Origin of the sequence: Streptacidiphilus carbonis (assembly GCF_000787775.1) — a bacterium.
GTDB lineage: Bacteria > Actinomycetota > Actinomycetes > Streptomycetales > Streptomycetaceae > Streptacidiphilus > Streptacidiphilus carbonis.
In genome coordinates, this window is the sequence record NZ_BBPM01000012.1 from 29,467 (window position 1) to 42,036 (window position 12,570).

The 12,570-nt window shown below is 71.4% G+C and carries 13 protein-coding genes; 9 read left to right on the plus strand and 4 right to left on the minus strand.

Annotation, left to right across the window (positions count from 1 at the left end):
• Nucleotides 1-6: 6 nt before the first annotated feature.
• On the minus strand, nt 7-663 hold the full coding sequence (locus tag TR46_RS11755) for a GNAT family N-acetyltransferase (protein WP_042398519.1): 657 nt from the start codon (nt 661-663) through the stop codon (nt 7-9).
• Nucleotides 664-961: 298 nt separating this feature from the next.
• Between TR46_RS11755 and TR46_RS11760 the strand changes: the two genes are divergently transcribed.
• Together TR46_RS11760 and TR46_RS11765 are read left to right on the plus strand one after the other, a co-directional pair.
• Nucleotides 962-1,765, plus strand: coding sequence for an SAM-dependent methyltransferase (locus TR46_RS11760; protein ID WP_052432722.1), 804 nt, complete (start codon nt 962-964; stop codon nt 1,763-1,765).
• A 133-nt stretch (nt 1,766-1,898) separates the two neighbouring features.
• Nucleotides 1,899-2,936 carry a sigma-70 family RNA polymerase sigma factor gene (locus tag TR46_RS11765; RefSeq protein ID WP_042398526.1) on the plus strand — a complete coding sequence of 346 codons (1,038 nt, stop codon included), beginning with the start codon at nt 1,899-1,901 and terminating at the stop codon, nt 2,934-2,936.
• A gap of 18 nt (nt 2,937-2,954) precedes the next feature.
• Here the strand turns inward: TR46_RS11765 and TR46_RS11770 are convergent, their stop codons facing one another.
• Complete coding sequence (locus tag TR46_RS11770) at nt 2,955-4,256, minus strand: MFS transporter (protein ID WP_201776394.1); 1,302 nt, start codon at nt 4,254-4,256, stop codon at nt 2,955-2,957.
• A gap of 369 nt (nt 4,257-4,625) precedes the next feature.
• Here TR46_RS11770 and TR46_RS11775 point away from each other — a divergent pair, with 369 nt between their 5' ends.
• From TR46_RS11775 to TR46_RS11785, 4 genes are read left to right on the plus strand one after another with little or no spacing between them, the layout of a single operon-like run.
• Nucleotides 4,626-5,042 (plus strand): hypothetical protein, encoded by a 417-nt coding sequence (locus TR46_RS11775; protein ID WP_042398214.1) that lies wholly within the window; start codon nt 4,626-4,628, stop codon nt 5,040-5,042.
• A gap of 4 nt (nt 5,043-5,046) precedes the next feature.
• A complete protein-coding gene (locus tag TR46_RS38830; RefSeq protein WP_063770574.1) occupies nt 5,047-5,643 on the plus strand; it encodes a thiol-disulfide oxidoreductase DCC family protein in 597 nt (198 codons plus the stop codon).
• Between the two features lie 10 nt (nt 5,644-5,653).
• Complete coding sequence (locus TR46_RS42235) at nt 5,654-5,803, plus strand: hypothetical protein (protein ID WP_161790116.1); 150 nt, start codon at nt 5,654-5,656, stop codon at nt 5,801-5,803.
• On the plus strand, nt 5,796-6,608 hold the full coding sequence (locus tag TR46_RS11785; RefSeq protein WP_052432723.1) for a TetR/AcrR family transcriptional regulator: 813 nt from the start codon (nt 5,796-5,798) through the stop codon (nt 6,606-6,608). Before TR46_RS42235 ends, TR46_RS11785 begins: the two co-directional genes overlap by 8 nt.
• 680 nt (nt 6,609-7,288) lie before the next feature.
• Here TR46_RS11785 and TR46_RS11795 read toward each other — a convergent pair.
• Complete coding sequence (locus TR46_RS11795) at nt 7,289-7,927, minus strand: sugar transferase (RefSeq protein WP_042398535.1); 639 nt, start codon at nt 7,925-7,927, stop codon at nt 7,289-7,291.
• A complete protein-coding gene (locus TR46_RS11800) occupies nt 7,924-8,388 on the minus strand; it encodes a polysaccharide biosynthesis protein (protein ID WP_152626421.1) in 465 nt (154 codons plus the stop codon). Before TR46_RS11800 ends, TR46_RS11795 begins: the two co-directional genes overlap by 4 nt.
• A 164-nt stretch (nt 8,389-8,552) precedes the next feature.
• On the opposite strand from TR46_RS11800, the gene TR46_RS11805 reads away from it, so the two are divergent.
• Genes TR46_RS11805 through TR46_RS11815 form a run of 3 tightly spaced genes read left to right on the plus strand, consistent with a single transcriptional unit; the run spans nt 8,553 to nt 12,552 of the window.
• A complete protein-coding gene (locus TR46_RS11805) occupies nt 8,553-9,797 on the plus strand; it encodes a DegT/DnrJ/EryC1/StrS family aminotransferase (RefSeq protein ID WP_052432725.1) in 1,245 nt (414 codons plus the stop codon).
• The gene (locus TR46_RS11810) at nt 9,797-11,482 is read left to right on the plus strand and encodes a polysaccharide biosynthesis protein (protein ID WP_063770575.1); all 1,686 of its coding nucleotides are present in this window, start codon (nt 9,797-9,799) and stop codon (nt 11,480-11,482) included. Before TR46_RS11805 ends, TR46_RS11810 begins: the two co-directional genes overlap by 1 nt.
• Nucleotides 11,482-12,552, plus strand: coding sequence for an LCP family protein (locus tag TR46_RS11815; RefSeq protein ID WP_042398233.1), 1,071 nt, complete (start codon nt 11,482-11,484; stop codon nt 12,550-12,552). Before TR46_RS11810 ends, TR46_RS11815 begins: the two co-directional genes overlap by 1 nt.
• Nucleotides 12,553-12,570 lie beyond the last annotated feature (18 nt).

Consider the following 12,570-nt stretch of genomic DNA (forward strand, 5'->3'; position numbering starts at 1 on the left):
CAGGGGTCATTGCTGCGATGTATCGGCGCCGCTTGTCCTGGCTGCCATGCGTTGCTCCAGGCGTTTCTCCAGTCGCACCCGGCACTGCGGCCATTCCGGCGCGATGATCGAGAAGATGGCGGCGTCGCGGAGCAGGCCGTCCTCGCCGGGTGCCCAGGAGCGGCTCCAGCTCCGCAGCACTCCCTCGAACTGCGCGCCCACGGCGGCGATCGCGGCGCGGGAACGGCTGTTGCGGGCGTCGGTCTTCAGGTCGACCCGGGACACCTCCCAGACCTCGAAGGCATGGCGGAACAGCAGCAGCTTGGACTCCGTGTTCAGGCCGCCGCCCTGGGCCGAGTGCGCGAGCCAGGTGAAGCCGACCTCGACCGCGTACAGCTCGTCGGTGTCCGGTCGGCACCGCGGCTCCCAGTACGCCGTCGCCCCGACGGCCCGGCCCGAGGCGCGGTCCACCTGGGCGTACGGGGCGAGCCGGCCCGTCCCGGCGCGGGCGAGCTGGGCGTCGATGTACGGTCCGACCTCGGCCGCCGTCGGCACCCAGGTGAACCCGTAGGACGCCCGGTCCTCCTCGGCGGCTTCGGCCAGGTCCGGCGCATGGTGGTGCCCCAGCGGCTCCAGGCGTACCAGTGCGCCTTCGAGAACCGGTCCGTCGAGAATGAAACCCATCTGCCCGCGCCCCTCCGCCATCCGTCCGAGGTGCTGATCCTTTCGTTCCCCGAGCCCCGGGTACAACGGTTTTCCGGTGACCGCACCTCAGGTAACTGTTGACCGACGAAGCGCGCGAATGCCCGTACGGATCGCATACGGGCGATCTACCCTTGCGGCTGACAGGGGAGACGGGGAAGCACGGAGGGGGCGGGGGACCGTGGCGGAGGAGACGGAAAGAGAAGACAGAGCGCGGACGGACGGCGGACGGGAGCCGGAGCACGCGCAGGGCCATGCGCAGGGGCCCGCGCCGGACCACGTGCCGTCGGTCGATCTGAATATGGACATACCGCATCCTTCGCGGATGTACGACTACTACCTCGGTGGAAAGGACAACTTCCCGGCCGACCGGGAGGCCGCCGAGCAGGTGCTGAGCATCGTCCCGGAGATGCGGATGGCCGCCAGGATGAACCGGGCCTTCCTGGGCCGGGCGGTCCGCCATGCCGCGGCCGCCGGCATCGTCCAGTTCCTGGACATCGGCACCGGGATCCCGACGGCCGGCAACACCCACGAGGTCGCCCAGGAGGTCAACCCCCGGGTCCGGGTCGCCTATGTCGACAACGACCCGATCGTGCTCACCCACGCCCGCGCGCTGATGGCGGGACCCGGCCACGGCGAGACCCATGTGGTCCAGGCCGACCTGCGGGAACCGGGGCGGATCCTCTCCGACCCCACCGTGCGCCGGACCATCGACTTCGGCGAACCGGTCGCCCTCGTCCTCGCCGCGATCCTGCACTTCATCCCGGACGAGGACGGCCCGTACGGCATCGTCGAGCAGCTGCTGAAGCCGCTCCCGGCCGGCAGCATGCTGATCCTCAGCCACGGCTCCTGGGAGGCGGAGGGCGAGGACTTCTCCGACCGCGCCGAGCTGATCAAAGCCCCCTACCGCCGGGCCAGCGCCCAGTTGCACCTGCGCTCCCGCGCCGAGGTCGACCGGTTCTTCACCGGTGTGGACGTGGTCGAGCCCGGCGTGGTGCCGGTCTCCAACTGGCGGGCCAGGGCCACCCACGAGGAGTGGCTCGGCGCCCGCGGATTCTTCGGCGGCGTCGGCGTCAAGCCCTGACCGGGGTGAACCGGTCCCGTTGCCTTGTCACAACGGCTGCGTTTCAACGGTCAGAGCCACGACGAGACGTGACGGAGGAATGCGACCGATGGACGACAAGCCGATGGACGACAAGCCGACGGACGGCAAGCCGATGGACGAGAAGCACGCGAAGAGCGAGCGGAGCGAGAAGCACGAGAAGGAATTCCTGGCCCAGCGCTTCGAGGAGCACCGCGGCCATCTGCGCTCGGTGGCCTATCGGATGCTGGGCTCGCTCACCGAGGCCGACGACGCCGTCCAGGAGGCCTGGCTGCGGCTCAGCCGGACCGACGAGCGGGCGGACGCCGAGGAGATCGAGAACCTGGGCGGCTGGCTGACCACCGTCGTCGCCCGGGTCTCGCTGTCCATGCTGCGCTCGCGCCGGACCCGCAGGGAGGAGTCGCTGGACGCCCAGGTCTTCGTCCCCGACCCGATCATCGACCGTATCGAAGGACCGAACCCGGGCGGCAGCGCCGCGGTCGACCCGGAGCAGCAGGCGCTGCTCGCCGACTCGGTCGGCCTGGCCCTGCTGGTGGTCCTGCAGCAGCTGGCCCCCGCCGAACGGCTCGCCTTCGTGCTGCACGACATGTTCGCGGTGCCCTTCGAGGAGATCGCCCCGATCGTCGAGCGCACTCCGGCCGCCGCCCGCCAGCTCGCCAGTCGGGCCCGTCGCCGGGTGCAGGGCACGGCCCCGGTCCCCGACCCGGACATCGCCCGGCAGCGCGAGGTCGTGGACGCCTTCCTCGCCGCCGCCCGGGGCGGCGACTTCGAGGCGCTGGTCAGCGTTCTGGACCCGGACGTCGTGCTGCGCGCCGACGCCGGCGCCCTGACCGGTGCCGGGGTCGGACCGGGGCCCGGGGCCACCTCCCGGCTGGTGCGCGGTGCGCACGCAGTGGCCGCACAGGCGCTCTCGTTCCGCTCGCTGGCCCAGTTCGCCCGGCCGGTGCTGGTCAACGGCGGGTACGGGCTCGTTGCCGCCCCCGGCGGTGTGCCGGTCTCGGTGCTGGGCTTCACCGTGGCCAACGGCAGGATCGTGGAGATGAACCTGCTCGCCGACCCCGAGCGACTCAGCCGGCTGGACCTCACCGTCCTCGGCGCGTTCCCGGCGGCAGCGGAGGACGACGGCACCGGGACCGGCACCGGCACCGACTGACCGCCGTGCAGCACGGCGTCACGAGATGGCCCCGGCGGCGCCGTTCGACTCCTCGGGCGCCGGGGTCCGATAGGCGCGGTCCACCGTCGCACGGTCGAAGACCCGCCAGGTCGCGGCCGAGACCAGGATCGCGAGCACAAACCCCGCCCAGTAGGGCGCGGTGATCCCGAACCGCGCCGCGACCACCCCGCCGAGCAGCGCGCCGACGCAGTTCCCACCCGCCGCGATGAACAGGTTGGTGCTGCCGACGCGCCCCTGCATCCGAGGGGGCGTCAGCCGCTGCCGCAGCGAACTCGCCGCGATGCCCCACAGCGAACCGTGGACGCCGAAGGCGAACAGCGCGAAACCGATGAACCAGGCGCTGCGTGAGGTCGCCAGCGCCAGGTGCATCCCGGCCTCGATCAGCAGCCCGATCCTGATCGTCCAGGTAGCGGTGACCCAGCCGATGAGGCGGTCGCCGATCACCGACCCGAGCACCCCGCCGACCGCCATGCAGGTGAACAGCGCGCCGTAGCCGACGGAGCCGAGGTGCAGCCGCTCGCGGGCCAGCAGCACCAGCACCGCGGTCGCGGCGGTGAGGGTCAGGTTCAGCAGCCCGATCAGCACCGCCATGGTGCGCAGCAGCCGCTGCCGCATCAGCCAGCGGAAGCCCTCGCCGATGTCCTGCCGGACCGAACGGCGCTCCTCCCCGGCGGTGCCCTCGCGCCCGGCCGTGTTCGCGTCTTCGGCCGTGCCGCCGTCCCGGGGCGCGGCCCGGTACCTTCCGGCGACCGTGCCGATCAGCACGGCGCTCGCCGCGTACGTCCCCGCGTTGACGAAGAACGGGATGCTCGCCGCCAGCAGGAACAGGAAGCCGCCGAGCGGTCCCGCGACCATCTGCTGCATCAGCGTCACCCCGCCGATCAGCCAGCCGTTGGCCCGTTCCAACCGCTCCCGCGGCACCAGCGCGGGGACCAGCGCCTGGCTGGCCGAACGGAACACCACCTCACCGGTGTTGACCACGAACAGCACCGTGTAGAGCAGGCTGATGCTGGGGTGACCGGTCACGATCGCGGCGGCCAGCACGGCCATCGCGGCCACCCGCACCCAGTCGACCAGGATCATCAACCGCCGCCGGTCCACCCGGTCCACCAGCACCCCGCCGGGCAGGGCGAACAGCAGCCACGGCAGCCAGGCGACACCCGCCGCGGCGGACACGGTCAGCGGGTCGCTGGTACGGGAGGCGACCAGCAGCGGCGCCGCGATGGTGGACAGCCCGCTGCCCAGCGCGGACGTCGTGGCCGCCGCCCACATCCTGGCGAACCGCGGCCCGAGCGGCACCGGAACCGGACGCCGACCTGAACTTTCGGACGGCGTGGCCGGAGCGAACGGACCGGACGGGTCGGATGGACCGGACAGGTCGGACGGGTCGGACGAACCGGACGGATCGTCAGGCCCGGGCCGGCCGTTCGACTGTCCCGAGGTTATTCGATCGCGTCCCATGGCCAGCGAACCTACCAACGGCCCCGAGGGCCGCCCAACGCTTTTCGGGGCGCCCCCGCCCACCCCGCGCCCCCGCCGCCGTCGCCCGGGCCCCTCCCTCGCCCAGAGCCAGTTGAACATGTTCAAAAATCGGTCTACAGTCCTGATCGACGCAGAAACTGAACGCGTTCAAAAACCCCGGAAGGGGTCTTTCCAGCGAGGTGCAGCATGGACCGTACGGTCATCACCTATCTCATCTACCTGGTGCTCAGCATCGGGCTCACCGTCTGGGTGGCCCGCACGCTCAGCCACAGCGGCAAGGTCTTCCTCGCCGACGTCTTCCACGGGAGCGAGAAGCTCGCCGACGCGGTGAACCACCTGCTGGTGGTCGGCTTCTACCTGGTCAACCTGGGCTTCGTCGCGCTGTGGCTGCGTGGCGGCGACGGTGACGTCAAGGACGTCAAGGGCATCTTCACCGCGCTGTCCTACAAGGTCGGCACGGTGCTCCTGGTCCTCGGCGTGCTGCACCTGCTGAACGTCTACGTGCTCAACCGGATCCGCCGCCGCGGCCTGATCGACAGCGAGCAGCGCCCGCCGGTCCCGCCGCAGGGCTGGACCCCCGCCGCTCCGCTGCCGCAGGCCTGAGCCCGTGCCCGCGACGACGGCCGCGCCCGGGGACCGGGGCACCAGCGACGCCCCGGTCCTCCGGCTGACGGTCCTCTTCGACCCCGGCTGCATGCTCTGCCGACACGTCAAGGGCTGGCTGGAGAAGCAGCGCAAGCTCGTCCCGATGGAGTTCGTCCCGGCCGGATCCCGGCAGGCGCGGGACCGCTATCCGGCCCTGGACCACGACCGCACCCTGCGCGAGATCACCGTGATCGGCGATTCCGGGCAGGTGTACGAAGGGCCGGCGGCCTGGGTGGTCTGCCTCTGGGCGCTGCACGCCTACCGGGTCATGTCCCACCGCTTCAGCACCCCGGCCGGGGCGCCGCTCGCCAAGGGCATGGTCCTCGCCGCCGCCAAGTGGCGGGAACGGGCCGGATCCCAGTTCCGCTCCCCGTCCCCGGTTCCCGACCGACCGACTGCACAGGGGAGAGCCGGCCGGTCGGGAGCAGCAGCGGTCCCGATGGGGGAATGGGTCTGGACCGGCCGCTCCTGGCAGTCCGCCGCAGCGGTCCAGGCGGCCGAAGCGGACCGGGAAGCCGCGCCCGAGTGCGGCGACACCTGTGCCCCGCCGGGCGGCTAGCCTCAGGAGCGTGAAAGACGCCGTGCCGACCGACCCCCCCGCGCCCGAGCTCCCAGCACCCGAGCCGCCGACGGCGGAGAGCCCCGCCCCGGTCTCCGCCAAGGGCGAGCAGGCCCGGACGCTGATCAGTGTCGGGGAGCGTGGACGACGTGATGTCTGAGGCCGAGAACCCCTCCGTGGCAACTGGCCCGGAGGCGGTGGACGGTGAGGTGGGGCCTGCCAAGCCGAAGACGGCCAAGGGTGAGCAGACGCGGGCGTTGATCCTGGAGACTGCGATGCGGCTGTTCCGGGAGCGGGGCTACGACAAAACGACCATGCGGGCCATTGCGGCTGAAGCGGGTGTATCCGTCGGAAATGCCTATCATTACTACGAAGGTAAGGAATTCCTCATTCAGGGATTCTACGACCGGATGACCTACGAGCACGCGGCCGAGGCCCGGGCCCGAATGGCGGGGAAGACGGACTTCGCGGAGCGGTTGCAGGTCGCGCTGGACTCCTGGGTGGATTGCGCGGCGGACTACCACGAGTTCGCCGCGCAGTTCTTCCGTACGGCGGCCGATCCGAACAGTGCGCTGAGCCCGTTCTCCAACGAGTCCCACCCAGCCCGCGAGACCGCGGTGCAGATCTTCCGCGAGGTCATCGACGGTTCCGACCTCGGCCCCAAGCTCGACCCCGAGCTGGAGGAACTGCTGCCGGACCTGCTCTGGCTGCACCTGATGGTGATCGTCTTGTACTGGGTCTTCGACCGTACCGAGGACACGGAGCGGACGCGGGCGTTCGTGAAGCGCTGCGCTCCGTTCGTTGCCAAGATCGTCGCCCTGTCGCGGTACCGGGTCTTCCGCCCACTGGTCCGCGATGCCGTGGACATGATCCAGGAGTTCGTCCTGCCGACCATCGGCAGCAGCACCACGCTGGCGAAGCCCGCCGACACCACGGCCAAACGCAAACGGCGCAAGGACGGCTGACACGTCGTAGACCCTGCGCCGACAACGGCTCACGGGGACCCATGGAGCCGCCACACACCGTCAATTCACCTCGACAGCAGGTGAAGCCGGGCGACGTCACTGTCCGCGAGCTGCTACGGCTGGCACCGTGGGCGCTGCTTGTGATCGTTCTGGGCGCTGTGCTGTGCTCGCCCGCGCTGTACGCGCTGGTCCTGTACCTCCGGTTCCTGGACGCCTGGCTGCAGGCCCGGCCGGGCTTCTTGGTCCTGTCGTGGTGGCGTCCGCGTTGTTTGGGCTCTTGGTGATCGGCGTGTGTGACGATTGCCGCCTCCATCGGCCGCGGCCGCAACGCCAACACCGAACATCGCGTCAGCATCGAGTGGGCCTCACCGAAGAGAGCAGCATAGGAGCGCCTCGAAGATCGTTAGGGTGGGTGGCATATGGTGGGGGACGCAGCCGCGCTGGGCGCGGTGGGTGACGCCGGTGTACACGGTCGGATTCCTTGAGGGGTCCGGCTCGCACGCCTACGACGTGGTCACGGGCGGACTGCACGTACATCGTCACTGGCCCTTGCCGAGCCAAGTACTCTTCTACGCGCTGCTCGTGCTCGACCTGCTTGCGGCGGTGTGGGTTGCCCTCGCACGCCCGGCCGGACCGGTCCTCGCTGCCGCGATCATGGCGGCGGGACGAGATCGGCTACGTCATCCGCGAGACCGTCCGGATGGAGAAGCTACCTTGGCGGGAGCCATCAGGTAGCGGGCCGTCCGGAGCAGCAGCGCGAGTTCGCGGAGCAGCGACGGGGCCGCCAGGAATTCGGCGTCGAGCGCCACCCGGCGCGGCACCAGCACGTCGAGGTAGTACGCCTCCGGGTCGCGTTCTCCGTCGGGCGGCGCCGCGAGCTCCCGCGGGCCCAGCTGGACCGGTCCGGTGAGTCCCGGCCGGTAGGCCAGCACCCACCGGCACTCGGCGGGGTAGCGGCGGGCCAGCCCCACCGTCTCGGGGCGCGGCCCCACCAGCGTCATGTCACCGCGCACCAGGTTGAGCAGTTGCGGCAGCTCGTCCACCTTCGTCCGGCGGATCAGGCCGCCCAGCGGGGTCACCCGCGGGTCGGCCTCCGAGGTCACCTCGGGACCCTCCGACCTCCAGCGCATGGAACGGAACTTGTAGAGCGTGAACACGGTTCCGCCCTCGCCGACCCGCTGCTGCCGATACAGCGCGGGGCCCCGGCTGGTGACCCGGACCAGAAGCGCGACCGCGACGAGCAGGGGGGAGAGCGCGGCGAGGGCGAGGAGTCCGCAGCCGACGTCCATGGCGCGGCGGGCGGGGGAGGTTGGGGTCATACCGCCGAGGACGTCCATGGCTCTCCTTGCGGGCGCGGCAGCCGGCGCGGCAGCCAGCGCAGGTAGTCGCGGTATCCGGATGCGATGTCGGCGACTACTGCGACCACGCCGAAGAGCAGCGCAAGTGGGACGGTCAGAACGGCGTTGACCAGTGTCGCGAGCAGGAGTACCGGGTTTCGAGACCTGGACGGCCGATCGCCCAGTGACCCGCCACGGCCGATGAACAGCACCACGCCCGCCACGTAGACGGCGCAGGAGAGGACGAGGACCAGCGACCAGACACCGAAGCGGTCCAGCCCCAGGTGGCGGATCAGGTAGGGCGTAAGCGCGACGTTGACCACCAGGGGCGCGGCTTGTGCGACCGCGCTCCAGCCCACTCCCGCGAAGAGCTCCCCTCCCGAGGCGCCGGCCAACCGTCCGAATGCGGCCGGTCGGGTACGGGGGCGGTCGAGGTCTCTCAATATTCGGCCCTCCAACCTGTGTTGGCAACGTACCCCGCAGCTGCGCGGCCGGGCCGGGGCGATCAACAGATGACGTACCAGAAGTCGTCCTGGCGGCAGATCCCGTGGTCCCGGAGCCTGCCTACGTTGGCCAAAGGAGCAGGACAGGAACGAGGAGGCCTCCGATGCGCGGGACGGCATTCCACCAGCCGGCGTCACCGGTGGCCGACGAGGCCCCCGTTCCGTTCGCGCGCACGGAGATCTGCCCGGAGGCCCGTGCGGCGGCGCTGCAGGTGATGGAGTCGGGCTGGGTCAGCGCCGGTCCGCAGACCGGGCTGTTCGAGCGCGAGTTCGCCGACCGGGTCGGGGCCCGGCACGCGGTGGCGGTGAGTTCCTGCACAGCCGCGATCGAACTCGCGCTACGGGCACTGCGGCTGCCGCCGGGCAGCGTCGTCATGGTCCCGACGCTGACGTTCTGCGGAGCCGCCCAGGCAGTGGTGCACGCGGGGCTGCGCCCGCTGCTGGTCGACGTCGAGCCGGCCACCGGGATGCCCTCGGCGGCCACGGTCGGCCGCGCGGTCCATGACTGCGGGCGGCCGCGGGCGATGATGGTGATGCACTACGGCGGGGCGCCCGCGCCGCTCGCCGAGCTGGCCGACGCCGCGGGACTGCCGCTGACCCGGGTCGTCGAGGACGCCGCCCATGCTCTCGGCACCTACCTGGGCAGCCGCCCGGTGGGGGCGCTGTCAATGGCCTCCTGCTTCAGCTTCTACGCCACCAAGAACCTGCCGATCGGCGAGGGCGGCATGGTGACCACGGACGACGACGACCTCGCCGAGTGGGTCCGCCGGGCCCGGCTGCACGGGATGTCGGCGGACGCGTGGCGGCGCCACCTCCCCGGCGGAAGCTGGCAGTACACGGTCGACGACGCCGGTCTCAAGGCCAACATGACCGACCTTCAGGCGACGATCGGGCGCGCGCAACTGCAGCACCTCAGCGACTGGCAGCGCCGGCGAGAGGTCCTGGCCGCCCGGTACACGGCCGGGCTGCGGGCCGTCCCGGGTCTGCTGCGGCCGTCGGCTCCGGCGGAGGGCGAAGGCCGCCATGCCTGGCACCTCTACGCGATCCGGGTCCTGGACGGCTACGGGATGCACCGGGACGAGCTGGTGGAGCGGCTGTCCCAGCTGGGCATCGGTGCGTCCGTGCACTTCATCCCGCTGCACCGGCTCTGGTACTTCCGGCGCACCGCGCTGCGCCCGCCGAGCGGGCTGCCCGGGGCCGACGAACTCTTCCCGCAGCTGCTCTCGCTCCCGCTGCATCCCGGCCTCACCGAGGGCCAGGTCGACCGGGTCTGCGACGCGCTCGCGGGTCTCTCCCGAGGCGCGCCTGCCGGTGCGGCAGCGGCACCGCGAACGGAGGCGGATCCCTGATGACCACGTACCCGGCAACGCCCGCGCAGCCTGCACGGCCGCTGCCGAAGGCCATGCCGAAGGCCGAGCCGAAGGCACGACTGCGGCCGCTGCCCCAACCCCAGCCGCGACCTCAGCCGCAGCCGCAGCAGTCCGACGGTCTGCGCACGCTCATCGTCGGAGCCGGCGAGGCCGGCTGGGCCCTGGCCCGCGACCTGCTGCGGGTACCGGAGTTCGGACTGGTCCCGATCGGCTTCCTGGACGACGACCCGTCCAAGTCCGGCAACAGCATGCTGCCGCTGCTGGGCGGACTGGACCGGACCGAATCGGTGGTCTCCGCACGGCGGGTCGAGGCGGTGGTCGTGGCGATCCCCGGCCTGCCCGCCGAGCGCTTCCGGCAGGTCGCGGCGGCCGGCGCGGCGGCGGGGGCCAGCGTCCGTTACCTGCCGTCGTTCATCGCGGCGTTGCGACGTGACGTGGTCGGCGGCGACCTGCGGGCGCTGGACGTCAACCGGCTGATCGGGCGCCAGGAGGTGCACGTGGTCAGCGCGGAGGCCCGGCGCACCATCGCCGGACGGCGGGTCCTGGTGACCGGTGCCGGCGGGTCGATCGGCAGCGAGCTGTGCCGTCAGGTCTACGGCTTCGGTCCGAGCCGGCTGTTCCTGCTCGACCACGACGAGTCCAACCTGCACCGGCTGCAACTGGAGCTGTACGGCTCCGCCGTGGACGACGACGACGTGGTGATCTCCGACATCCGCGACCGGGCCCGCCTTGAGCAGGTGTTCCGGGACCTGCGGCCCGACGTGGTCTTCCACGCCGCGGCCCACAAGCACCTCCCCATGCTGGAGCACCACCCCTGCGAGGGAGTGAAGTCCAATGTCCTCGGTACCGACCAGTTGGCCCAGGTCGCCATGAAGACCGGCGTCAAGAGGTTCATCCTCATCTCCACGGACAAGGCGGCCGATCCCATCTCGATCCTCGGGGCCACCAAGCGGCTGGCCGAGGTGATCATGCAGGCACGGCACTCGGCGCCGACGGTCTTCGCCGCCGTCCGCTTCGGGAATGTGCTGGGCAGCCGGGGCTCACTGCTCGACGTGCTGGCGCAGCAGTTGAGGTCCGGGGAGCCGGTGACCGTCACCCACCCCGACATGACCCGGTTCTTCATGACCATCGAGGAGGCCGCCGGGCTGGTGCTGGAAGCCTCCCGGATGGCCGCCGGCGGAGAGGTGTTCGTCCTGGACATGGGCAAGCCCGTGCGGATCCTGGACCTGGTCCGCGCCTTCGCCGAGCAGATGAACGCGGAGCAGCCGGCGATCCGGTTCACCGGCCTCCGGCCCGGCGAGAAGCTGAGCGAGTCGCTCTTCTCCGGGCAGGAGCAGCGCCGGCCCACGGCCCACCCCAGGATCCACGCCGCCACCTCCGCCGACCGGTACGGCACCTCCTACGTGCCGCTCGGCCTCCCCGGCCTGTACGCCGCTGCGGAGCGCAACGACGCACGCGAGGTGCGCAGCAGGCTCGCCCGGCTGCTGCCGGGCTTCCCCGCCCCGGTCCCGGCCCCGCCCCCGACGGCGGCCGCAGTGGCGACCCCGGGCCCGAGCACCTCAGGCCCGAGCACCCCTGGCCCGAGCACCCCTGGCCCGAGCCCGAAATCCACCACGGCCGCCCGCCCCCTGGTGGCGGCGGCCCCGTACCCGGACGATTTCTGATGTTCCGTCACCGCAACCGGGGCAGCAGCGGGAAACGCAGCCCGTACCGCCGCCGCAACATCGTCCTGTCCCTGCTCGCAGCCCTGGTCGTCCTGCTCATGCTGGGCGCGGGCGGCGTGTGGTGGGGCACCAACCACTACGCGGGCCAGGTGCCGCGCATCGCGGGCGCCCTGCCGTCCCTCCCCGCCTCACAGCGCCCCGCGAAGCCTCCCGGTGAGACGAAGTCCATGACCTTCCTCCTGGTCGGACTCGACTCCCGGTCGGATCTGCCGACCACCGGCAACGCGGCCAAGGCGCCGCTCTGGGTGTACGGGGCGCAGCGCACCGACACCATCATGCTGCTGCACCTGACCGCCGACATGAAGAGCGCCTATGTGGTCTCGATACCGCGCGACACCTGGGTGGCGATCCCCGGCCACGGTTCAGCGAAGATCAACGCGGCGTTCTCCTGGGGCGGTCCGCCGCTGCTCATCGAGACCGTCGAGCAGTTCACCGGCGTCAGGGTCGACCACTTCGGCGCGATCGACTGGAGCGGCTTCCAGTCGCTCACCGACGCCGTCGGCGGGGTCACCATCACCGTCCCCAACAACTCCTACGACCCGCAGCAGAACCGCCACTGGACCACGGGCACCTACACGATGAACGGCACCACGGCCCTCGCCTACGTACGGCAGCGCTACGGCCTGCCCAACGGCGACCTGGACCGGATCGCGCGGCAGCAGAACTTCCTGCGGGCACTCATGTCCAAGACTTCGGACCAGGTCTCCCTGACCAACCTGCTCGGGGTCAGCAGGGTGCTGGACGCGGTGAGCAAGGCGGTCAGCGTCGACGACCAGCTGTCCAACACCGCACTGCGCGATCTCGTCCTGGGCCTGCACGGCCTGGGCTCCGGCAATGTGACCTACCTGAGCGCGCCGCTCGGGCGGTTCGTGACCATCGACGGGCAGGACGCGCTGACGCTGGACCCGAACAGCACGCCCGCGCTCTGGCAGGCCGTCAGCACCGGCCACCTGCCGGCCTGGACCGAGAAGTACGGCACCAGCGCACTGCTGCCCGCCACCGTCCGCTGACTGCTCGTCCGCTGACCC